The following is a 22,012-nucleotide window of genomic DNA, read 5'->3' on the forward strand; positions in this document are numbered from 1 at the left end:
TCCTGCGTCAGCACGAAGAAATATAATACCGGCGCAGCAGCGCGCGCAGGCCAGATATGACTCACTGTATACAGCCGGCCAGACCGCGCTGCAGTCCTGCCGCGACGCCACAGTTACACTCGACAGGGAAAAGAGACGCTGCTCAGGCAGGTGGACGACCTCAATCGCCAGCTGCCCGCGATCCGCGAAAATAACACCCAACTGCTCAAACAACTCCAGGACCTCTCGGTCATCAGCAGCAGCCAGGCCGAAAGCATCAGGAAATCCCTCGATAATATCGGGGCAAAAGACGTCTACATCCGCGACCTGCAGTCCGCCCTTGCCCACCGGGACTCGCTCATGCTGGCACTCGTCATGAACCTCAAGGGCGTGCTCGGCAATATGGACGATAAGGATATCAATATCAAAATTGAAAAAGGCGTCGTTTATATCGATATTTCGGACAAACTGCTTTTCAACAGCGGAAGCTATACGGTGACCGAACGGGCTAAGGAGGTCCTCGGAAAAGCTGGCGACCGTACTAAAAAATCAGCCCGATATAGAATTCATGGTAGAGGGCCACACCGATAGCGTTCCCTACAACCGAGGGCGTCCTCCTCGATAACTGGGACCTGAGCGTAAAAAGGGCCACTTCCGTTGTCAGGATCCTCCAGAACCAATACAATATCCCCCGGAACACATGACCGCCGCAGGCGGGAGCGAATACATCACCGTCGCCCCCAACAATACCGCCGATGGCCGCGCCGCCAACAGGCGGACCCGGATCGTGATCCTGCCGCAGCTGGACCAGTTCTTCAGGTTGCTCGAACGAAAATGACAGGGAGGACCAATAACATAACGCCGCTATCGCTTGATCATCCGGTCTTTTAAGATTGTCTTCATCGCCGTTTCAAAAGCGCTGTGGCTGACCGTGACCTTCGCCACGCCCAGGTCGATGGTATTCCCTTCAATGCTCTTCACCTTTTTGATATTGATGATGGAGGACTTGTGCACCTTCAGGAAGATATCGGAAGGCAGCTGCTCGAGGATGCCCCGGATGGTATGATAGACCACCATTTTGCCATTGGTGGTGTGAAGCACGACATAGTTGAGCATCGCCTCGATATAGACCAGCTCGTCGTAAAAGACCTTCTCGATCCGTCCGTCCCGCTTGACAAAGAAATAGTCGTTCTCCGTCGTCGCATCCGCCACAGCCTTCGTCTTCAGTTCATGGTATTCCTTCGCCTTGTTGCAGGCTTTCAGGAACCGTTCGAAGGAGAAAGGCTTTACCAGATAATCCAGCACGTCCAGCTCGAATCCGTCCGCCGCATATTCGGCATAGGCCGTCGTCATGATCACCATCGGAGAAGAGGTCACCGTCCGGAGAAACTCCAGACCCGTCAGCTTGGGCATATTGATATCGAGGAACAACAGGTCGATCGGCTCGCTGTTCAGCAGCTGATTCGCCTTCAGCGCATTCTCCACCGTCCCCTTCAGCTCGAGGAAGCTGATGTCCTCGATATATTCCTGCAGCAGCTTGCGGGCGATCGGCTCATCGTCCACGATCATACAGCGGAGACTCATCGTATGGTTGGTTGCATTCATGCGAGTCGGATTTCCAGATTAACTTCATAACTCCTTTCCGAGTCCTTTATCTGAAGGTCGTGCCTGCCGGGATACAGCAGCTCCAGCCGCCGCCGGACATTGACGATGCCGATGCCGCTGTGCTTGATATTATTGCCCAGGTTTCTGTCCTTTGTATTGTATACGCGGAACAGGACTATGTTCTCCTCTTTTTATCGAGGCTGACCTCCACCTTGTTCTCGTCGGCCGAAGTGCTGACGTATTTGAACGCGTTCTCGATAAAGGCGATGAACAGCAGCGGCGCGATATTGAAGCCCTTTATCTCCTTGCTGATCGCCAGTCTCACCACGAGGTCCTCCTCCTTTCTTATCTGCTGCAGCGCGACATAGTTGCGGATATAGTGCACTTCCTTGTCGATGCCGATCGAGTCTACGTTGCACTCGTACAGCTGATACCGCAGCATCTCCGAGAACGTCAGCAGCATATTCCTGGCCGTCGGATTGGTCTTGTCGATATGGCCGTAAATGGAGTTGATGGAGTTGAACAGAAAATGCGGATTGAACTGGGCCTTCAGAAAGTCCAGCTCGTTCTTGGTCTTTTCCTTTTCGATGGTATCGATATACTTGCGGAAACGGATCTTCTCGATCACCAGATGGACAGCGAGGATCACGAGCGTCCAGAACCCGATATTCAGCAGCGAGTTGAGCAAGATGGGCCTGAACTCCGGCGTCCGGCCCCCGGCTGGAAGACATGCGTGGTCATATACATCGCCAGCAGCGCGCGCAGGAACGACGCCACCAGGATACCGCCGATCACGGAAAGCCCAAACAATACATAGCGCCTCCGGTATAAGAATCTCGGGATCGTATAGTAAAGATCGAAATAGTAGTTCCCCGCAATAAAGGCGAGATAACAGAACTGGACCGTCAGCGTCCGGCTAAAGGTAATGCTGCGGTTTTGAAGCACCGTGACCCAGAAAAGATACAACAGCGCCCAGGTCGCGATATGCGCCCAGACCCGGTACCTGGCTATGGAACTTTCTGCTGTCTTCATGTTCCGTAAAATTAAAGGTTTATAGGCCGGGGACCCCCTGTTTTTACACGAACCCCCGTTTTTCTTGATTTTCGTTGGTTCCGCAGGATGATCAAGAATCCGGCCCGGTTGCTGTAAAAAGTTTTAACGAAGCGCCGGCTTGCTGTTGTTTTGTTCAAAAATCGATCAACATGGACGAAAAAAACTTATTCGACAAAATGGAGAGCGACGACAATATCGACCGGGCCGGTTTTATCAAATGCATGGCCTGGGCAGGGACCGGCGTATTATGGATGATGACCGGCGGCGTTCTCAAATCCTTCGGCATGAGCCAGATGATGGACAAACATTCCGGCGGCCTTAAAAAGGGCTCGTTATCCCTAAATCGGACTTCAGCTTTGTCCAGATCAGCGACAGCCATATCGGCTTTAACAAGGCGGCCAACCCCGACGTCGTAGGCACGCTGCAGGCTACCATCGACAAGATCAACGCCATGCCGGTCAACCCTTCCTTCGTCCTCCATACGGGCGACCTGACCCACCTCGCCCTGGCCGACGAGTTCGACACCCTCGAGCAGTCGCTGAAAAGCGTTAAAACGGGAAAGATCTTCTATGTCCCCGGTGAACACGACGTACTCAACGACAACGGCAAGCAGTATCTTGACCGCTTCGGAAAAGGCACGAAGGGGAATGGCTGGTATAGTTTTGATTCGCAGGGCGTCCATTTTATCGGGCTGGTCAACGTCATCAATATGGCCGAGGGCGGCCTGGGCGAGCTGGGAGCCGAACAGCTGAAATGGCTCGAGGACGACCTCAGGGGCCAGAGCAACAGCACGCCGATCGTCGTCTTTGCGCATATCCCTTTGTGGCAGGTCTATCCACAGTGGGGCTGGGGAACGCGCGACAGCGAGCAGGCGCTGACCCTGCTGCGGCGCTTCGGCTCCGTCTCCGTACTCAACGGACATATCCACCAGACGATGCTGAAGGTCGAAGGCAATATCACCTTCCATACCGCGACTTCCACCGCTTTCCCGCAGCCGCAGCCCGGCGCCGCGCCCGCGCCCGGACCGATGAAGGTAGAACCCGGCAAGCTCCGGAGCCTGCTCGGACTGACCAGCGTCAACTATTTGGAACACAATCATTCACTGGCAATTACCGATACCCCGCTGATATAATGAGAACAATTTTGATGTCACTTATCGTCGTCGCGGCATGGTCGCGCAGCGCCGCCCAGCTTGCGCCGGTAGACGCCGGTTCTTCGGTGAAGTTCCATATAAGGAATTTTGGGTTTGGGGTCACCGGAGCCTTTACCGGCCTGTCGGGAAAGATACAATTTGACCCGGCGCACATTAGCGACGCAGTTATCGATGTCAGCGTCGATGCGGCCACTGTCAACACGGATAATTCCATGCGCGACGATCATTTGCGGAGACCCGACTATTTCGACGCACAGAAATACCCCCGAATCCGCCTGGTGTCGGCCAGCGTGTCGGCCGGTTCGAAGAAAGGGGTATTTCTTTTCACAGGGAAGCTGATGCTCAAGAACCACGTGAAAGACCTGAGCTTCCCGTTTACCGTGGAGACCGACGCCAGCGGCTATCATTTCAAGGGAGGGTTTTCCATCAACCGGAAAGAGTTTGAAGTAGGAGGGACCAGCACCATTTCGGACAATTTAGACGTAGAGCTGGACGTCATCGCTAAATGAATATAATATGTACAGAAACCTTATCGCTCTGGGGATTACGGCCGTTGTCGCAATTGGCGCGGCCTCCTCTTCCCCGGTGCGGCAATATAAAAATCTGAAGGTACTACCACCCGATGTGTCGTCCTCGCGACTCCAGCGCATCATGGTGGACGAGTTCAACGACGGGCTCGGCGTAGGCTGCGGCTTTTGCCACGCAGAGGAAAAAGGATCGCACAAGCTCGACTATGCCAGCGACGCCAAACCCGAAAAGTCGATCGCCCGGGAAATGATGAAGATGACGATGAAGATCAACAAAAAGTTCTTTCACGTCCGCCGCCCCGGCATCGGCGATAGTCTGATGATCGTCAACTGCAGTAGCTGTCACCACGGACAGCCGCACCTCGACCTGGGTGCCGAATAAAGGTTCGTTCTAGTTTCAGGTTGTTTAAACGAAGGCCCGCTCCGCTATCGGAGGGGGCCAATTTTATTGTAATGACAGACAATCAAATCCCGGCCCCGCCGCGGGCCGCCTAAACCAACCTAATGGCTCACGGCCTTCAGTCCGATGATCGATCCGATCAGCGTTATCAAAAAGAAAACCCTCCAAAAATTCGCGGGGTCCTTAAATACAAAGATCCCCATCAGCGCCGTCCCTACAGCCCCGATCCCCGTCCAGACCGCATAAGCCGTCCCGATAGGCAGCTGGTGCGTAGCCCTGACCAGCAATATCATGCTTACCGTCAGCGCGACAAAGAATCCCGCGTACCACCACAGGGCTTCACTGCCCGTCGCCTCCCTCGCCTTTCCGAGACAGGAGGCAAACGCTATTTCACACAATCCGGCAATAACCAATAATATCCAGGGCATATCCTTGCTATTTTTGTAAAGATCAGTAATTTAAAATAACCTTGAAGTAACATTGTCTGGCTATTTTTACCGGCATATAACACCAGCGCATGTATCGTCAAATCCTCCGGCTCATCACAGCGTCCATCCTGTTAATACCCGCCGCCCACGCCCAACCCGCGGCTAACCCGCAAACCACCACCCACGCCCAACCCGCGGCTACCGCCCAACCCACATGGCCGTCGCTGGAAGTCCCCGGCAAAAACGCATGGGCCCATATCGACCCCCACGGCAACAGCGTCCTGCCCAGCGGCCGCTTCGTAACCCCCGCGGGCACGACGATCACGATCACCCACGACCCATTCGGAATGGCCGTCTCTCCCGACGGCGCCACCACCGTCACGCTCCACGACGGGGTCTTTACCATCATCGACAACGCCACCCTGGCCGCGACCAGAGTCCCCAGCTACGACGGAAAAATACCGTCCCCCTGTCCCACAGCTCCTTTCTCGGAGTGGCTTTTTCCCCCGACTCCCGCACGGTCTACCTCAGCGGAGGCGACAACGGGGCAGTGATCGTTTATGACATCGCCAGCCTCCGGCGCCTCGACTCCCTCTCCCTGAACGGAGTCATCGACGGCTCAGACTATCAGGACAGCTTCACGGCCGACCTGCTGCTCGACGGACACGAGCTCCTGGTACTCGACAGGGGCAATTTCAGACTGGTGCGCATCGACCTGGATACCCGCAAGATCACGGCTTCCATAAAGACGGGCAGACAGCCGTTTGGCCTCGCCATCAGCCCGGATCATAAGACGGCGTTTGTAGCAAACGTCGGTATGTACGACTACCCCCTGCTCCCGGGACTGACGCCGGAGAACTACAAGGATTCACTGATACCCTGGCATCCCTATGGCAACGGTACAAAGGAATCCATCGAAGGCTACGCTTGGCACGGGCGACATATTCCCGGCGTGGGCAGCCCCTGGCGCCCGAGGCGATGAGCGTCTACGCCGTGGACCTGTCGTCCAATACGGTCATCGACCGCTATAAGCCCGGCTTCGCCATCGGCCAGATGGTCGAAGGCGCGGAAGTCGTCGGCGGCGCCAGCCCCAATTCACTGGCGGTCGGCAGCAAATACGCCTACGTCACCAACGCCACCAACGACAATATCGCCGTCATCGACTACCGGGCGCACACGATCGTCCGCCATATCCAGCTGAAGGTCGACCCCCTCATCGACCACTACCGCGGGCTGCTCCCGTTCGGTATCACGCTAAGCAAAGACGAGACAACGCTCTACGTCGCCCTGCTCGGATTCAACGCCATCGCCGTGGTCGACGCGGAGAGCGGCGCCACAAAAGGACTGATCCCCACAGGCTGGGGACCCTCGAGGGTCCTGACGGGCAAAGACGAACACGAGCTCTACGTCGTCTCCTGCCGCGGATACGGCGCCGGACCCAACGGCGGCGCCCATTTCGTAAGGCCGGTACAGGGCACCTATATCGGCGACATACAGCTGGCGACATTCCAGAAGATCCCGATGCCCGACGCCGGTCAGCTCGCCGCCTGGACGCAGCAGGCGGTCTCCAACACCTTCCTGCGCAAAGACCTCACCGACGACGGCAGAAACCCGCTGCCACCGGCAACGGGCATACGAAAAAGCCCGATAAAGTATATCGTATACATCACCAAGGAGAACAGAACCTACGACGAAATGCTCGGGCAACTGACCAGCGGAAAGGGCGATTCCACGCTGGCCCGGTTCGGCGTCGCCGTGAATATTGTGGCCAAAGACAAGACGCTGTATAAAATGAACGTCTCTCCCAACCACCTGAAAGCCGCAAAGGAATTTGCCTTCTCCGACAACTACTACTGCGACAGCGACGCCTCCATTCACGGACACCACTGGATGATGGGCGTGATCCCGAACGAATGGGTGGAGACCAATTCCAGCGTGGACAAGACCGCGAAGATATTCTCGAAGGCCTCGGGCCGTCGTTTCCCCGGCTCCACCGGCAGCATGGACCCCGAAGACTACGCCGAAAGGGGAGGGCTCTGGGAGGCGCTCGAAAGGAGCAAGGTCCCTTTCTACAATTTCGGCGAGGCCAACGAGACCGCCCACGTCCGCGAAGAATGGATGGACACCGCCACCGGCGCCTCGCACGCCGTCATGGTGCCGATGCAAAAGGCGCTCTGGCCCCGGACCAGCCATAACTACGCAGGCTTTAATACCAATATCCCCGACCAGTTCCGAATGGACCAGTTCGAATCCGAGTTCACGAAGAGGTGGATCAGGGGCAAAGAAGAAATGCCGCGGCTGATCACCATGCAGGTGCCCAACGACCACACGGCCGATCCCCGGCCAAACGACGGCTACCCCTACCGCCATTCCTATGTCGCCGACAACGACCTGGCCATCGGCCGCATCCTGCATTTTCTCTCCCGTACGAAGTACTGGAAGAATATGCTCGTCGTCATCACCGAAGACGACCCCCAGGGCGGCGTCGACCACCTCGACGCCCACAGAAGCGTCCTGATGCTGGCCGGCCCCTACGTAAAACACGGCTATACCTCCCACACACACGCGAATTTCGGATCGATCCTCAAGACGATCTATACCATCCTCGACGTGCCATACGTCAACCAGTACGACGCAACGGCAACGCTCTTGCAGGATTTCTTTACGGACACACCGGACTTTCGCCCCTACACGCTGGTCTTCCCCTCGAAAGAAGTCTTCGATACCCAGGTGGCCATGCGCCGGTACCACCGGCAGACGGACTGGCGCAAGGTGCTGAAAGGACCCGATATGGACGACGAAAAGAAGAGCGGCGCGAACACTACCGCCAGAGCTCGCTCAACAAGACCGACGGCGACAAATAGGCCGGTAGGTCCGGCCAAGTGGGACACCCTTTCGATCGATTCTGGACGTCCTGCTCATCCAGAAAAAACCCACAGCCGCCTGCCAACTGGACTGGCAAAAATATAACTGGATACACCAGGGCGACTAGTCCGGTTCGACAAAGACAGCCTCCTCCTTGATAACATTGACTGCTCGGTATAGGATACCGCAGATCGATACCGCGACTCAGGAACACTGGGCAGGACGCCGTACACCCTCGTTCCGGCCAGGTATAGCTGTTGAGCCACGCGGCCAGCCAGATAACGAGATAGGAAAAAACAAGCACGCACCTTTCAATATTGAAAGAACCTATCCGCTTCATAACGTTGTGGTTTAGAGGTTTGGAGGATCAGAGCATACAAAACCCGCCTACCAGGCCTCGTAAGTCCTTGATAGTTAGATTTATTTTAAATTATAATTTTTTCCTATCTTCTCCAATCCGCGAGGGGCCGGTCAATCAATAATAAGTAGTAACTTTATTTAATACCACGCGCTGGTCTGCATTTTTGCATTTCTCTCTGCCCCTTACAGACAATCTCCCGCACTTAACGGGTTTACTCCCGGAAGACGCTTCGATTCCATCGACCTGCTTGTACTATGCATGAACCTATAGTAATTCTGACAAGGATTGTCCGGTCGGCTTTTTCGGTAAGCCTGGTGCTACTGCTGACACTCTGCTCGCAGGCGCAGGATAAGAACTATGCCGTCTACGCGAACATCATCTACCGGTTTACAAAATACGTCGACTGGCCCGCCAATAAAAGGACGGGCGATTTTATCATCGGCATCGTCGGCGACTCGCCGTTGTATGACGACCTCAGAACTTCCATCGCCAACAAGACCGTCGGCGACCGCAAGATCGTCATCGCCAGACTCAGCCCATCCGCAGGTTCATACAGCTGCCAGCTTCTTTTTATCCCCGAACAGGAGAGCGGCAGCGTCAGACGGATCGCCCAGCCACGGCCGGCGAACCCATCCTGATCGTCTCGGAATCGAACGGGCTCGCCCGTAAAGGAGCATGCATCAATTTCACCACGGTGGAAGAACATCTCAAACTGGAGATCAACAAGAGCGCCATCGACCAGCGAAACCTCCGCGTCGCATCGGAACTACTGGAACTGGCCACGATCATAAAATGAATAACCATGACAACCCTGAACACTGCTTCGAGAAGTAACTACCTGAGCAAGCCGGCCACCGGCCTCGCACTCCTCCTGAGCATTGGCGCCTTTGGCCAGCAGGACACCGGCCGGCTGGAGGACCTGAGCCTCAAAGCCCTCCTCAACGTAAAAATTACCACAGCCAGCAAGACATCCCAGGACCAGGAGACCGCCCCGGCAACAGTCATCGTCGTATCGCACGAGCAGATCAGGACACGCGGCTACCAGTCGCTCCTCGAACTCCTCTATGACCTGCCCGATATGAAAGTGGACGACAAGGTCCGGTCCCACCTCGACAATAATTTTGTTCTGCGCGGTACTCCAGGTCAGGAGAAATTCGTGATCCTGCTGGACGGCGTCCGGATCTCCTCGCCCACCAACGAAACGATGCCCATCATCGAGAACTATCCCGTCTATCTGGCGGAACAGGTGGAGATCGTGGTCGGACCCGCCTCGGCACTATACGGCGCGGACGCGGTCAGCGGCGTGATCAATATCATCACCCGGAAAGCCGGTTCGCACAAAGGCACGAGGCTCGACGCCGCCACAACGGCCGGCATGTACGGATACACCAACAGCACCCTGCTCATCACGCAAAGGATCAACGAAAACACCAGCCTCGTCGCCGGCGGACAATACTGCTACAATCAGGGCGCCGACTATACCAAAATATACAGCAGCGACCCCTTACTCAATATTTCCGGTCATTCTACCGGAACGTTCAATACCATCTACGGCCCGATGACACCAAAAACCCCGTTTAGTCCCGCCATCGGAATGCCCCAGAAATCTTATAATTTCTATGCTTCGCTGCGCTCGCACGAATTCAGCTTTTCTGTCTTCCGCAACTACGCACAGACCCCCAACTCCTACGAAGAGAACCCCAATAACGCCATATACAACAAGAGCGTGTTCATGGGACAGGCCATCACTATGGCCAATGCGTCTTATAAAACGACGCTGGGATCCGTTAATTCCACGACCACGCTGATGGGCAGCGAATATTCGATGAACCCGGCGTCCAACTACCGGAACCTCTTTTCCGGCATGGAACCGGCCTATAAATATTCTTTTGGCTCACTGGTAAAAGTCGAGCAGCAACTGGACTGGAAGGCTTCCGCCAGTCTCAACCTAACGGGCGGGACTACCTACGAAAGCTACTATTCCATCCCGACAAGCGCGGACCTCGACGCACCCGTAAACCCGGCCGGCGCCCTACAGGGCGTCTATATCGGGACGAAGAGCTACTACCGGCCCAACGGCCTTCCCGCACAGTTCTACATGCTGAAATATAACAATATAGGTTCCTATATACAGGCCCAGTATTCCCCTGCCCACGCCCTCAGCTTCACGGCCGGCGCCAGGTTTGACATCAACTCCCGGTATGGCAATACCTTCAATCCAAGGGTAGGGGGCATCTACCGCCTTTCGGACAGGTCCACGATAAAAGTGCTGTATGGCACCGCCTTTCTCGCCCCCACGACCTTCGACTGCTATGCCTACTATGGGGCGCTGGTTACGTCGGACTCAGGGAAGACCTACCACGCCGATTTCATGCACCTGCCCAATCCCTATCTAAAGCCGATCACTTCAAAAAATGCCGAGATCAGCATCAGCCACTACCTGACCAGCAACTTTAGCATCACCCTCGACGGATACTATACCCGCCTTTCAGGACTGCACGAATTTGCCAACGACAACAATACTACACGCCTTTATCACAACCAGTTCGAAGGCATACCGGTGGGCTATGTGGAAGTATTCGTCAACCAGAACGACCAGCGAACCTATGGAGGCAGCATCCAGCTCAGCTACAACCAGTACGTCGGCCGGTTTCATTTCAGCTCCTGGCTGTCGGCCAGCTACGTAGGCGGCAACATTGACCTTCACGACGCCGCCCGGACGCAAAAGGCCAGGGCACAGCTGGAATTCGTTTCTCCCATTAGCCTCAAGGCTGGTACCGACATCAGGGTCGGTAGATTTACCTGCTCACCCCGCCTCATCTGGATGGGCCGGCAACACCTTTCCGGCATCGGCGACACCACCGGGTCCGTGGTCAAAAGACAGACCATCGCCGGCTACGCCCTGCTGAATATTTCGGCCCGGTACGAGCTGGACAAAAGGATATCCGTATTCGCCAACATCACCAATGCACTCGACCAGCACTACAGAAGTGTGGCATTCAATATGGACCTGAGCAAAAAGAACACCGAACTTTTTTATGGACAACACGAAGACCCGATAAGGGTCTACGGAGGAATAAATTTCAAATTTTAAGATGACCGTCAGCATCAAAAAAAGGATCTATGGGAGCTTCGCACTGTTCGTGGCCCTGTTCGTGATCAACGGGGCCATTACGATCCTCACGCTGAACAGCAACAAACGCTCCGCCGAACGCCTCTCGGGGGTGATCGATCCTTCCCTCCAGGCCATGGAGGACTTCAAGAAAATGCTGCTCGAGTCCAAAATGTATATCACCAACTGGGTATTCCTGCGGTACAGCCAGGACGACAAAGATCGCCTGAAGAAACTGCACGCCACCGACTATGCCGAACTGAAGACCCGTATCGACGCCTGCGCGGGCCAGTGGAAAAGCATCGACTGGGTCGACAGTCTGCACAATATCTATACGGGCTTCAACCGCCTCCTGTTCATCGAAAGGAATATCATGAGCTCGCTGAAGGAATTCAAAGACTACGACGACCCGGTGATCAAGCTGGAGGCCGAACGCGAAGTCGAAGACGAGATACTCCCCCGCACCGCCGCGCTGATCAGCGACCTCAACAGGGTCATTGCCTTTGGACAGAAGATCCGCGCCCGGGAGAATGCGCGCCTCGAGAGATCGTCGACCCTGCTGAGGAATATGATCATCGTGCTGGCGATCAGCATCATCCTCGCGGGCGTGTTCCTTTCCCTGTACATGGCCCGGGTGATCGTCAGTCCCATTCTGAAGATAAAAGGTATCGTAAAGGACCTCGGCCGGGGCGTCATCCGTACCGTCGGGCGGGAGCACGGCAACGACGAAATAGGGGACATGATCCACGCAGTCAACGACCTTTCCGACAGCCTGCACAGAACCGCATACTTCGCCTACGAAGTGGGCGGGCGGAACTTCGACATTCCCTTTACGCCGCTCAGCGACGAAGACCTGCTGGGTAAAGCCCTTATCTCCATGCGCGACAACCTCAAGACGGGCGAGGCGGAACTGCTTTCCATAACGGAAGACCTCAATAAAAAAGACAAGCTGCTGCAGGCCGTGGGTACCGCCATGCACGAGCTCGTCAGCAATACCCATTTCGACACGTCCATCGGAAATGCCATCCGGATATTGGGCTCCCAGATGAACGTCGACGCCATTGAGACCTGGTTCAACTATACGGACGAAGGGACAGGAAAGACCGGCATACACCAGCTGGCACGCTGGAACAGGAATACCAACAAGGTAAAATATCACGACAGGGACGACGACCACACACATTCCCTGTTCGAACCCGGCATCCAGCAGACCCTGAGAGAGAATAAAGTTTTTTACAAAGACGCCCTCACGGTGATCCCGGTCTTCGCCGCCGGCAGTCTCTGGGGATTCGTTTGCATCCACGACGAAAGCCTGCAAAGAAAGTGGACGAAGGCGGAGCTGTCCATCCTCGGGTCCTTCTCGGGAACCCTCGGCGCCGCCATCGACCGCATCCAGATGGAACAACAAAAGAACAACGCCGAGGCCGCCAGCATCGCAAAGAGCGAGTTTATGGCCAATATCAGCCATGAATTGCGTACGCCTATGAATGGGATCATCGGTTTCACCGATCTCCTGCTCTCCTCCCAGCTCACCCGGATGCAGCGGGACTATCTGCACAACGTCAGTAAATCGGCCTACAACCTCCTCAATATTATCAACGATATTCTCGATTTCTCCAAACTCGAAGCCGGCCGGCTGTTGATCGACTCCACCACCTTCAAACTCGGAGACCTGATCGAAGAGGCCGCCGATATCCTATCGATAAAGGCACAGGAAAAAGGCCTCGAACTCGTCTGCAATACCGATATCGGTCTGCCGTCCCAGTTCGCCGGGGACGAAATGCGGATACGCCAGATCCTGATCAACCTCATCGGCAACGCCATCAAATTCACCGCGCGGGGAGAGGTTAGCATCACCGCGAAAATGACCACCCCAGTCTACGAAAAGGAAGGGAAGAATTGGGTCGGAGTTGACATATCCGTAAAAGACACCGGCATCGGGATCAGCACGGGCAAATTGGACAAGATCTTCGAAAGTTTCACCCAGGTCGACTCCTCCACCACCCGGCATTTTGGCGGCACGGGCCTCGGTCTGACGATCTCCAGACGCCTGGCCGAACTGATGGGAGGCGAGGTCGTTGTAGCAAGCCAGCTCGGCAAAGGGAGCGCATTTACCCTGCATTTACCACTGGAAGTGATCGACAGCCAGCCTCGGAATGACCTCGTCAGAAAAGGACTCCTGCGAAACGTGCTCATCGTCGACGACAACGCCACGAATTGCGAGTTCCTGCTCGGCGTTTTCAGCTATCTGACGATCCCGGCAACCGCCTGCCACAGCGGCGACAAAGCGCTTTCGCTGATTGCCGCAGCCAACGCGGCGGGGCAGCCCTTCGACCTGATCCTCACCGATCACCAGATGCCGGGCATGGATGGAATGCAGCTGGTGCAGGAGGTCAGAACGACATCCGGCAGCCCCGACCAGCCCGTTATTATGATGCTTTCGTCGCTGGAAAAGAATAATTTCCTCCATCAGGCGGAGAGCATCGGTATTCATAAATTCCTGTCGAAACCGGTCAAACTGAGTGAGCTCCTGGGCCTTCTGTCCCGGGTCTTTGAAGGGACGGAAGGGGAGAAGGAGCAGGCCGCAGCCGCACCCACGATAAAAGAATATGCCCACCGCGACAAGGTCCTGGTCGCCGAGGATAACGAGCTCAATATGGAACTCATCGCGGAGATACTCAGCAGGATGGGGCTGGACGTGATCCGGGCCGGCAACGGGGAGGAGGTGATCGCCAAACTCCTCGAGCACGCCCCTGCCATGGTTCTCATGGATCTGAACATGCCCGTGATGGACGGATATACCGCCACCGCCGAGATCCGCAAATCACCGCGCCCTTATTGCGACGTTCCCGTCATCGCACTGACGGCCGACGCCATGACAGAGGACAAAGAGCGCTGCCTCAGGGTTGGCATGGACGATTTTATATCCAAACCATTCCGTATCGACGAGCTTACAACGGTCATGAACAATTATTTACCCGGGAAGTCAGGCAAGTGAAGGCAAAATTAGGTTCGTCTTAACATCAATAATGTTATCATTGATTTGTTAAACAACCTTAACCGCCAAACCCTTACTGTATGAGATCCCTGCCTCCCCTCCTTGCGTTGGCCTGTCTTTTCTCTTCCTGCGCCACCTCGTACAAACCCATTCACCCTCCATCACTACACTATCCGCAGGGCGAACGGAATGACAGTTTTCAGTACAAATACGACGTGCTCCAGCTCGACCCGTAATAAAAAATTTGCCAGCAAGGAATTCCCCAACCAGATAAAGGTTGTCGCCATTAAGATCACCAATCACACAGGTCAGACCCTGAGATACGGTACCAACTATAAGATATTTTCCGGCGACCGGGAGGCCGATATCCTTCCCGTCAGCGAGGTAGCAAAACACATCAAAGAATCCGTCCCGACCTACCTTTTATACCTGTTCCTCACAGAAGCCAACATCCCCGTCGACGAAGGGGGAACGAAAGAGCGGATCATCCCCATAGGGCTGTTCCTGGGACCAGCCGTCACCATCCTCAATATGCGCACCGCCGCCACCGCGAATAAACATTTCAGACAGGAGATGGAAGAATACAATCTTTTAGAAACCGAAATACCCAACGGCGAAACAGGCTACGGCCTCGTCGGCATTCAGTCCATGGATTTCGCGCCGCTCTATATGAAAGTACTCGACAAATAAAAGGCGCCAACAGGACAGGGGACCCGCGTTTCCGACCGCACCGGTGCAATACTTGTATACGGTATTCGTATGCGTTATACACGCTTCGTATCAACTAACGGATATCCTCATGACTTCTCTTGCATTTGTTGTTTTCGCACCATACATTCGTCCTGTAGAAACCGTATCCATGTAAAAGGACCTAAATCCAGAACCCCTATGCACCGCGCAGACCGCTACCTTATTCCGGCGACAACCCGCCGATGGAAACCTGTTTTTCTCCTCCTTTTTTTACTGACCTCTCTATACTCTTCCGCACAGTCCCCCGATAGCCCGGACTATCCTGTCGTATGGCTTCGCGCCGACAGTGGCGTGGCCGGCAGCTGGAAGGACTTCACCGGCCACGGCTATGACGGCATGTTTTTTGGCAGTGGCCCGCGGAAGACCGCCACTCTTAATTATAACCCCGCTCTATTGTTCAACGGTACCGATGATTCTGTTCGCATCGCATACAACCTCGACAGTCTCTCGGAGATGACCTATATGGCGGTGTTCATTCCCGCGGACAACGCCGAAGAAATGCTCTGGGGTACCGGCGGAGCGATCATTCGGAATACGATGATGACGACGCACAAGGTGGTCGGCCCCGGCGGCAATTCAGATACGGTGGCTTCAGGGGCAAAGGTTCCCGCGCTGGCTACCGTGCTGCAGACCTGGCAGCTCAACGACAGCATCGCGCCAAGCCCCTCGGCTTATTTGATGATCGGATCCGTCGGACAGTCCGGCCTGATCCCGGCTTTCAAAGGAACACTCGCCGAACTGCTGGTCTTCGACCGCAGTCTCGACGTCCTGACCCAGGTACAGTACGAGACCTATCTCGCCATCAAATATGGCATACCGCTGACCAAAGGCAACTACGTCAGCGCGGGACAGAACGTCCTCTGGGACGCGGCTAAGAACAAAGATTTCTGTAACCGCATCGCGGGACTGGGTCGCGAGAACTATTTCACGCTATATCAGAAGACCTCGATCAGCGCAGTGGACGCGGACAGCCTGCTGGTGATCGGCAGCACCGACACCACGGCGAACGGCAACTACCTGCTCTGGGGTGATAATAACAAGGGTCTTTCTTTTTCCGCCACCACCGACGGACAGCTGCAGCTGCTCGACCGCCAGTGGCTGATGAGTGCCGGCGGCGCCATGGCGAACAAGTGGAATACAACGGTCCGGATCAACCGCAAACCGATCGGCCAGGGCAACTACTGGCTCGTCGTCAACCCCTGCGGATACCCGGGTTATCCGGTGGACAGTCTCTCTTACTATTTTCCGGAAAGCCTCGGGACAGACAGCCCGCTGGTCTACCGCAATATCCACTGGGACACGGACCGCTCAGGCAAAGACGGCTTCGCCCTGGCCCAGGCCCGCGACCTGCTGCTGAAACTGACGATCCTGGACAGCGCCAACTGCGGCCTGCCCTCCATCGGCCGCGCCCGCATGCAGGCCATCGGCGGCCAGGCGCCCTTCACCTACCGCGTGACCAACAGCACGGGCCAGACGGTCACCTCCGGCGTCTTCCCCAACTCGGCTGCCATCGCCGATATCGACGGCCTCGCCAGAGACAACTATTCGATCATCCTGATGGATGGCAGGGGCAACACTTCCCTGCGCAATCTGACCATGCCCGTTCCGATGGCGCAGACGCTGACCATCAACCTGGCCGACCAGACACTGCCAACCGCCGGATCGCTGCTGCTGGACGCATCGCCATCCATTCCCGCCGGAGCGGCACAGGGCTACCAGTGGACGGGCAGCAACGGCTTCAATGCCACAACCCCATCGGTCGTCGTCAGCGAACCCGGCATCTATACGGTTGCCGTAAACAGTGTAGCCGGTTGTGTGTTCCGCGACACGGTGAATATCAGCGGAGAGGCGGGCCAGCGCGTCGTCGTCTATCCCACACCCTCCACCGACGGCAACTTCACAGTCAGCGTTTCCCTGCCAAAGGCCGGCGACGTAGCAGTGACCATCTATGACCTCAACGGCAACAAACAACAGGAGATGAACGGCCACAACAATACCGAACACCGCCTGAACGGACATCTCGCAACGCCCGGCCTGTACATGGTCTCGGTCAGGACAGCACAGGGCATCGAATCGCGCAAGCTCCTTATCCTCTAACCCCAATCCGTATCTTATGAAGCTGAATGCTACCCAAACCCTTGGAATACTTTTATTATTTGGTTCCACCCAGGTCTTTGCCAAAACCCCCGGCCGCGACGGCGTCCGCTGGCAGGCGCACGCCAGCCGCAAGGAAGGCCTGATCGGCGTCACCGCCGCATCGCCGGTGGACAACCCCGCCGACAACTCCTTCCACGTCTACCTGCAGTCGCCACTAAAAGCCGGCCAGCGCGTCTGGCTGACCTACGACCTCGACGGCGTCCAGGACTATACGGCCGTGAGCCGCAGCATCAACGACCAGCTTGTCGACCGGCGGCTACCTTGTCCGCAAACGACAGGGCTGGCAGCACCAGCGCGAACGCGTTAGCGCCGCCTGGCTGAAGCAGGGCGATAATATCATCCGATTCACGCTGCCCGCCTCCGCGGACTACAGCTATAAGGTGCGCAACCTGGCCATTGAGGTCGGCGGTCCCGCCGAAGACGAGTCCGTCGTCACCTCTTCGCCGTCTTACTACGGAGACAAAGGATATGTCGGAGGCTTTCTCACCGGCGCGGGCCGCAACAGGGCCACGGTCACCATCGACGGTAAGACGGCAAGGGTCTGGAAAGGCGCCTTCGAGGCCGTGGTGCAACGACCCGCGGGCACGACGGGCAGCTGGCAGTCCTCCATCGAGATCCAATATCCCGACGGAAAGAAAAAGATCAGACGATCCAGTTTAACGACGAACAAACCGCCGACTTCTCCACGGAATTATCAGCGGCCGTCTCTCACACCCAACGTCTCATACAACAAAACCAGTCCGCAACCATCGCCGTAGGCGATGCATCCATCTATATCCCCAAAAACGCCCTCCGCGGCAGCTCCACAGTCAGTGTCACGGCCCTCCGGCCCGTCGACCTCCCCGCCCTTGACATGGGCATGGTCAACGTCAGCAGAGGCGCAGGCGGATACCGTTTTCTGCCCCACGGCCGCCTGTTCACCCAGGACGCCAAACTCTCCATCGGCTACGACTCCGCATTGATCCCCGACGGATACACCACAAAAGATATCCGCACATACTATTTTGACGAGGAAAAAGGACACTGGGTCGCGCTGCCGCAAGACAGCGTCTCAGGCCTGACGGGCAAAGCCTATTCCCGCACAAAGCATTTTACCGATATGATCAACGGCATCATCAAGGTACCCGAGTCGCCACAGGTAGAGGCCTATAACTCCAATTCGATGAAGGGGATCAAAGCAGCCGATCCCAGCGCCGCCGTCAACGTGATAGCGCCGCCGAAGGCCGGCTCCATGGGCAGTGCCTCCCTGGGCTATCCGATCGAACTACCCGCGGGCCGGCATGGCATACAGCCGCAGCTGACCATCGGCTATAACAGCGGCAGCGGCGATGGCTGGCTGGGCATGGGCTGGGACCTCCGGGCGCCCTCCATCACCATAGATACCCGCTGGGGCGCCCCAAGATTCGACGCACAGCAGGAGACCGAGACCTATACGATGGCGGGCGCGCAGCTGAGCCCGGTGGCGCACCGCGGCGACCTGGTGGCCCGCAGCGCGGAACGACAGTTCTACCCAAGGGTAGAAGGTGAGTTCAACAGGATCATCCGGCACGGTACCAGCCCGCAGACCTACTGGTGGGAGGTGACCGACAAGGAAGGAACAAGATATTTTTATGGCGGTGACCCCTCCACGGGCGCCGACCCCGCCAGCACGCTCAGCGACGCCTCCGGCAATATCGCCCACTGGGCGCTTCGCGAAGTGCTCGACCTGCACGGCAACTTTGTACACTATTTCTATACAACCGTCAGCGATCCCGGCATCGCCGGCGGCAAGGTGCCGGGCGTCCAGCTCTACCTTTCCAAAATCACCTACACGGGCTACAACGGTACGGAAGGCCGGTATTCCGTGCTCTTCGGCCGCGACCGCGACGTCGACGGACACACGACCAGAAAGGACGTGACGATCACCGCGATCAACGGCTTCAAACAGGTCACCGCCGATCTTCTGAGACGCATCGACGTGCAGCTCGACGGCGTCGATATCCGCCACTATGAACTGACCTATAAGGAAGGGGCCTTCTACAAGACCCTGCTGGCCGCCGTCAGCCAGTATGACGCAGCAGGCAACTTCTTCAACCGGCATACCTTCGACTACTACAACGACATCGCTTCCGGCGGCACCCTCGTCCCCTGGCAACAGCGCATCCCCTGGACCACCGGATCGGATAACGTCCACGGCGGCATGCTGACCCATCTCTCCGGTTTTACCGACGAAGCATCGGCCATCAGCGGCACTTCCCACACCGATATCAGCGCCGGCGTAGGCGTCGGCGTTGGATTCGACGCCAACGTGATGTCCAAGGAAAATTCCGTCAGCGGATCATTTGGCTACTCGCAGTCCACGAGCAAGGGTATGCTGGCGATGATAGACATGAATGGCGACGGACTCCCCGACAAGCTTTTCCTCGACGCCGGCAGCAATACACTCTACTACCGCCCCAACCAGTCCGGTGCAACGGATAAGACCGGCTTCGGCGACAAGATCGCCATCAGCGGCATCAACGTCTTCCAGAAAGACAAGACCGTCGGCTACACGGTGGGACTCGAAGCCGATGCGCCTGGCCCGTTCGGGATCATGGCCGCCGGCAACACCGGCTGGTCGACCACCACCACCACGATCTATTTTACCGAAGCCAACGGCGACCAGCTCGACCGATATCGTCAGGGACGGACAGGTCTATTTTAACCATATCGACACCACGACCGGGCAAATTACCTTCACGCCCTCCAGCGGCGGTACACCCAGCCCGGTCTTCGCCGGGGTCAGCATCTCCGGCAACCTGGTCGACCAGACACAGCTCGAGGCCGACCGCCAGCAGGCCATCGACAACAACCCCCTTCAGGACGTCGTCCGGATGTGGCAGGCGCCCTACAGCGGGACGATCAACATTACCGCTCCCGTCCAGCTGCTGCCTTCCAACGACCCCGAACGGTCTTCAACCCCTGCCGACGGCGTTCGCGTTGCCGTACAATTAAAGGGCGCCGAGCTCTGGACCCTGAACATCGGCCCCGACGACTACTCCGTACACCAGCCAGCCGGCCTCACCGGTCTCACTGTACAGAAAGGAGACCGCATCTACTTCCGCGTCGGCTCTATCGACAACGGCTCCTATGACTCGGTCAACTGGGCGCCCGTCATCGACTACACTGGTCAGGACCTCAGCGCAGCCGACGCCAACGGCAAGACCCAATATCATTTCGACGCTACAAAGGATTTTATCCTCAGCAGCACACAGACGGTGACCCCGCCGCTCAACGGCCAGGTCCATATCGGTGGACCATTTGTCAAACCCGTGACCACCGACGACGTCACGCTGATGATCCGGCAAACGGCCTCAGACGGAACGACCTCCACCATCTGGCAGCAGACCTTCGCGCACGACCAGGCGGTGAATACCACTGTCTCTCTCGACAATATCACGGTCAGCAATACTGCTCAATATGGTTTCCTCGTCTCCTCGCCAACCAATATCGACTGGACATCGGTCAACTGGCAGCCGACCATGACCTTTACCAGTACTACCGACGCCGGCATCGACCTGTCACAGACTTCTGTACAGACCGCCGCCGTGTGCCAGTATACGCTGCTGGCCAACGGCCTGCAGCCCAGTCTGCCCTATAAGATCGTACTCGGCGACGCGGCACAGCACACGATCACGGTCACGCCACAAGTGACGATCAACCCCCTGCAGGCCATCGGCCAGGCAAGCCTGGGTACGATCGTCTTCTCCGTCAAGCAACAGGGAATACTGCTCGGCGAGGTCTCCATGCCAGTTCAGAACGGCGCGATCCAGCCCGGCACCTATGCACTCAACGTGAATGTCCGCAACAACGACCTTATTTATATCGAATACCACGTCGCCAACGGCGCCCTGGCCGCTGCCATCACCGGCGCGACGGCCGCTATCAGCGGCGACCTTATAGGCCAGACAACAGCGGGCCTCTGGTCAGCCATGCCAAAAAATGGCAAAGAAGAGGATATCATCTTCGGCAGCTTCTACCGCGGCTGGGGACAGTTCGCCTGGAATGGCAACCGGGATCATGCCACCCAACCCATCGACGAGGGTCAGCTCCATCCCAGCGACCAGATCCAGAGCAAACAGCAGGGCGTCGATCCTACGGCGCTGTCCGGGCAGGACGGCAGCCAGCTGACGGCCGGACAGACCTACGACCCCAAAAAAGACGCCTTCATCGTCCTGCTGGCCAGCGGCAGCCAGCAGCGCTGGGGCGGATATGATCCCGAAGTATTTGTCAAAGGGGGTAACATGAACAGCAGCCGCATGGGTCAGAAAGACCTGAGCCCGCTGATCATCAACACCGGCAACGGGACGGGTATTCCCGGTATCGACAAGGTCAGCAAGGTATCGAGCATCTCCTTTACGGCAGGTGCGGGCATCGGAGGCATCGGCGGCAGCGGAAGCATCTCCAATTCTACAACGAAGACGCTCACGGAATTCATGGACCTCAACGGCGACCGCTATCCGGACGTCGTCGGTCAGAATACCATTCAATATACGGACGCACGCGGGGGCCTGTCCAACAGGACCACAGGCGGCGGATCGATACAGCAGACATCTGCCAATACTACGGGGGTGACCCTGACAGGTTCGGCCAGCATACCTACTTC

Annotated in this window: 21 protein-coding genes and 1 pseudogene; 18 read left to right on the top strand and 4 right to left on the bottom strand. The window is 56.7% G+C overall.

Annotated elements, in window-relative coordinates; genetic code table 11:
• Positions 1–150: 150 nt before the first annotated feature.
• Positions 151–570 carry a hypothetical protein gene (locus ACQ86N_RS17325; protein ID WP_431216235.1) on the top strand — a complete coding sequence of 140 codons (420 nt, stop codon included), beginning with the start codon at positions 151–153 and terminating at the stop codon, positions 568–570.
• 109 nt (positions 571–679) lie between these two features.
• A complete protein-coding gene (locus ACQ86N_RS17330) occupies positions 680–817 on the top strand; it encodes a hypothetical protein (protein ID WP_431216236.1) in 138 nt (45 codons plus the stop codon).
• A gap of 26 nt (positions 818–843) precedes the next feature.
• On the opposite strand, the gene ACQ86N_RS17335 is transcribed toward ACQ86N_RS17330, so the two are convergent.
• From ACQ86N_RS17335 to ACQ86N_RS17345, 3 genes are all read right to left on the bottom strand, one after another.
• Positions 844–1,584 carry a LytR/AlgR family response regulator transcription factor gene (locus ACQ86N_RS17335; protein ID WP_431216237.1) on the bottom strand — a complete coding sequence of 247 codons (741 nt, stop codon included), beginning with the start codon at positions 1,582–1,584 and terminating at the stop codon, positions 844–846.
• A 175-nt stretch (positions 1,585–1,759) separates the two neighbouring features.
• A complete protein-coding gene (locus tag ACQ86N_RS17340) occupies positions 1,760–2,272 on the bottom strand; it encodes a sensor histidine kinase (RefSeq protein WP_431216238.1) in 513 nt (170 codons plus the stop codon).
• Complete coding sequence (locus ACQ86N_RS17345) at positions 2,254–2,616, bottom strand: hypothetical protein (protein ID WP_431216239.1); 363 nt, start codon at positions 2,614–2,616, stop codon at positions 2,254–2,256. Before ACQ86N_RS17345 ends, ACQ86N_RS17340 begins: the two co-directional genes overlap by 19 nt.
• Positions 2,617–2,690: 74 nt before the next feature.
• On the opposite strand from ACQ86N_RS17345, the gene ACQ86N_RS17350 reads away from it, so the two are divergent.
• The 4 genes from ACQ86N_RS17350 to ACQ86N_RS17365 are packed head-to-tail and all read left to right on the top strand — an operon-like array spanning position 2,691 to position 4,699.
• Positions 2,691–3,053, top strand: coding sequence for a hypothetical protein (locus ACQ86N_RS17350; RefSeq protein ID WP_431216240.1), 363 nt, complete (start codon positions 2,691–2,693; stop codon positions 3,051–3,053).
• Positions 3,017–3,769, top strand: a complete 753-nt coding sequence (locus ACQ86N_RS17355) for a metallophosphoesterase family protein (RefSeq protein ID WP_431217454.1) — start codon at positions 3,017–3,019, stop codon at positions 3,767–3,769. The genes ACQ86N_RS17350 and ACQ86N_RS17355 overlap by 37 nt, the downstream gene beginning before the upstream one ends.
• On the top strand, positions 3,769–4,299 hold the full coding sequence (locus tag ACQ86N_RS17360; RefSeq protein WP_431216241.1) for a YceI family protein: 531 nt from the start codon (positions 3,769–3,771) through the stop codon (positions 4,297–4,299). Before ACQ86N_RS17355 ends, ACQ86N_RS17360 begins: the two co-directional genes overlap by 1 nt.
• Before the next feature lie 7 nt (positions 4,300–4,306).
• Entirely contained in the window at positions 4,307–4,699 is a 393-nt protein-coding gene (locus ACQ86N_RS17365) for a c-type cytochrome (RefSeq protein WP_431216242.1), read from the top strand.
• A 119-nt stretch (positions 4,700–4,818) separates the two neighbouring features.
• On the opposite strand, the gene ACQ86N_RS17370 is transcribed toward ACQ86N_RS17365, so the two are convergent.
• Positions 4,819–5,145 carry a DMT family transporter gene (locus ACQ86N_RS17370; protein ID WP_431216243.1) on the bottom strand — a complete coding sequence of 109 codons (327 nt, stop codon included), beginning with the start codon at positions 5,143–5,145 and terminating at the stop codon, positions 4,819–4,821.
• Between the two features lie 89 nt (positions 5,146–5,234).
• On the opposite strand from ACQ86N_RS17370, the gene ACQ86N_RS17375 reads away from it, so the two are divergent.
• The 12 genes and pseudogenes from ACQ86N_RS17375 to ACQ86N_RS17430 all read left to right on the top strand — a co-directional run bounded on the left by ACQ86N_RS17375 (position 5,235) and on the right by ACQ86N_RS17430 (position 20,071).
• The gene (locus ACQ86N_RS17375) at positions 5,235–5,699 is read left to right on the top strand and encodes a hypothetical protein (protein WP_431216244.1); all 465 of its coding nucleotides are present in this window, start codon (positions 5,235–5,237) and stop codon (positions 5,697–5,699) included.
• Positions 5,639–6,127 carry a YncE family protein gene (locus ACQ86N_RS17380; protein ID WP_431216245.1) on the top strand — a complete coding sequence of 163 codons (489 nt, stop codon included), beginning with the start codon at positions 5,639–5,641 and terminating at the stop codon, positions 6,125–6,127. The genes ACQ86N_RS17375 and ACQ86N_RS17380 overlap by 61 nt, the downstream gene beginning before the upstream one ends.
• Positions 6,124–8,115: a bifunctional YncE family protein/alkaline phosphatase family protein gene (locus tag ACQ86N_RS17385; RefSeq protein ID WP_431216246.1), complete on the top strand. Its 1,992-nt coding sequence runs from the start codon at positions 6,124–6,126 to the stop codon at positions 8,113–8,115. Before ACQ86N_RS17380 ends, ACQ86N_RS17385 begins: the two co-directional genes overlap by 4 nt.
• Positions 8,116–8,625: 510 nt before the next feature.
• Positions 8,626–9,167: pseudogene (locus tag ACQ86N_RS17390) on the top strand (YfiR family protein).
• Positions 9,168–9,173: 6 nt separating this feature from the next.
• Positions 9,174–11,465: a TonB-dependent receptor plug domain-containing protein gene (locus tag ACQ86N_RS17395; RefSeq protein WP_431216247.1), complete on the top strand. Its 2,292-nt coding sequence runs from the start codon at positions 9,174–9,176 to the stop codon at positions 11,463–11,465.
• 1 nt (position 11,466) lies between these two features.
• Entirely contained in the window at positions 11,467–14,481 is a 3,015-nt protein-coding gene (locus ACQ86N_RS17400) for a response regulator (RefSeq protein WP_431216248.1), read from the top strand.
• 80 nt (positions 14,482–14,561) lie between these two features.
• Positions 14,562–14,717 (top strand): hypothetical protein, encoded by a 156-nt coding sequence (locus ACQ86N_RS17405; protein WP_431216249.1) that lies wholly within the window; start codon positions 14,562–14,564, stop codon positions 14,715–14,717.
• On the top strand, positions 14,671–15,171 hold the full coding sequence (locus ACQ86N_RS17410; RefSeq protein ID WP_431216250.1) for a hypothetical protein: 501 nt from the start codon (positions 14,671–14,673) through the stop codon (positions 15,169–15,171). Before ACQ86N_RS17405 ends, ACQ86N_RS17410 begins: the two co-directional genes overlap by 47 nt.
• Before the next feature lie 198 nt (positions 15,172–15,369).
• On the top strand, positions 15,370–17,328 hold the full coding sequence (locus tag ACQ86N_RS17415) for a T9SS type A sorting domain-containing protein (protein WP_431216251.1): 1,959 nt from the start codon (positions 15,370–15,372) through the stop codon (positions 17,326–17,328).
• A gap of 16 nt (positions 17,329–17,344) precedes the next feature.
• The gene (locus ACQ86N_RS17420; protein WP_431216252.1) at positions 17,345–17,695 is read left to right on the top strand and encodes a hypothetical protein; all 351 of its coding nucleotides are present in this window, start codon (positions 17,345–17,347) and stop codon (positions 17,693–17,695) included.
• On the top strand, positions 17,631–18,146 hold the full coding sequence (locus ACQ86N_RS17425; RefSeq protein WP_431216253.1) for a hypothetical protein: 516 nt from the start codon (positions 17,631–17,633) through the stop codon (positions 18,144–18,146). The genes ACQ86N_RS17420 and ACQ86N_RS17425 overlap by 65 nt, the downstream gene beginning before the upstream one ends.
• A 95-nt stretch (positions 18,147–18,241) precedes the next feature.
• Positions 18,242–20,071 (top strand): SpvB/TcaC N-terminal domain-containing protein, encoded by a 1,830-nt coding sequence (locus ACQ86N_RS17430; RefSeq protein WP_431216254.1) that lies wholly within the window; start codon positions 18,242–18,244, stop codon positions 20,069–20,071.
• The last annotated feature ends 1,941 nt before the right edge of the window (positions 20,072–22,012 follow it).

It is taken from the genome of Puia sp. P3, from assembly GCF_050632245.1.
Lineage (GTDB): Bacteria > Bacteroidota > Bacteroidia > Chitinophagales > Chitinophagaceae > Puia.

Bases quoted from the DNA above. Each gene is read 5' to 3' on its own strand.
- ACQ86N_RS17330 (WP_431216236.1), top strand. From the start codon at position 680: ATGACCGCCGCAGGCGGGAGCGAATACATCACCGTCGCCCCCAACAAT.
- ACQ86N_RS17335 (WP_431216237.1), bottom strand. From the start codon at position 1,584: ATGAATGCAACCAACCATACGATGAGTCTCCGCTGTATGATCGTGGAC.
- ACQ86N_RS17345 (WP_431216239.1), bottom strand. From the start codon at position 2,616: ATGAAGACAGCAGAAAGTTCCATAGCCAGGTACCGGGTCTGGGCGCAT.
- ACQ86N_RS17360 (WP_431216241.1), top strand. From the start codon at position 3,769: ATGAGAACAATTTTGATGTCACTTATCGTCGTCGCGGCATGGTCGCGC.
- ACQ86N_RS17365 (WP_431216242.1), top strand. From the start codon at position 4,307: ATGTACAGAAACCTTATCGCTCTGGGGATTACGGCCGTTGTCGCAATT.
- ACQ86N_RS17370 (WP_431216243.1), bottom strand. From the start codon at position 5,145: ATGCCCTGGATATTATTGGTTATTGCCGGATTGTGTGAAATAGCGTTT.
- ACQ86N_RS17375 (WP_431216244.1), top strand. From the start codon at position 5,235: ATGTATCGTCAAATCCTCCGGCTCATCACAGCGTCCATCCTGTTAATA.
- ACQ86N_RS17385 (WP_431216246.1), top strand. From the start codon at position 6,124: ATGAGCGTCTACGCCGTGGACCTGTCGTCCAATACGGTCATCGACCGC.
- ACQ86N_RS17395 (WP_431216247.1), top strand. From the start codon at position 9,174: ATGACAACCCTGAACACTGCTTCGAGAAGTAACTACCTGAGCAAGCCG.
- ACQ86N_RS17400 (WP_431216248.1), top strand. From the start codon at position 11,467: ATGACCGTCAGCATCAAAAAAAGGATCTATGGGAGCTTCGCACTGTTC.
- ACQ86N_RS17405 (WP_431216249.1), top strand. From the start codon at position 14,562: ATGAGATCCCTGCCTCCCCTCCTTGCGTTGGCCTGTCTTTTCTCTTCC.
- ACQ86N_RS17410 (WP_431216250.1), top strand. From the start codon at position 14,671: ATGACAGTTTTCAGTACAAATACGACGTGCTCCAGCTCGACCCGTAAT.
- ACQ86N_RS17415 (WP_431216251.1), top strand. From the start codon at position 15,370: ATGCACCGCGCAGACCGCTACCTTATTCCGGCGACAACCCGCCGATGG.
- ACQ86N_RS17420 (WP_431216252.1), top strand. From the start codon at position 17,345: ATGAAGCTGAATGCTACCCAAACCCTTGGAATACTTTTATTATTTGGT.
- ACQ86N_RS17430 (WP_431216254.1), top strand. From the start codon at position 18,242: ATGGGCATGGTCAACGTCAGCAGAGGCGCAGGCGGATACCGTTTTCTG.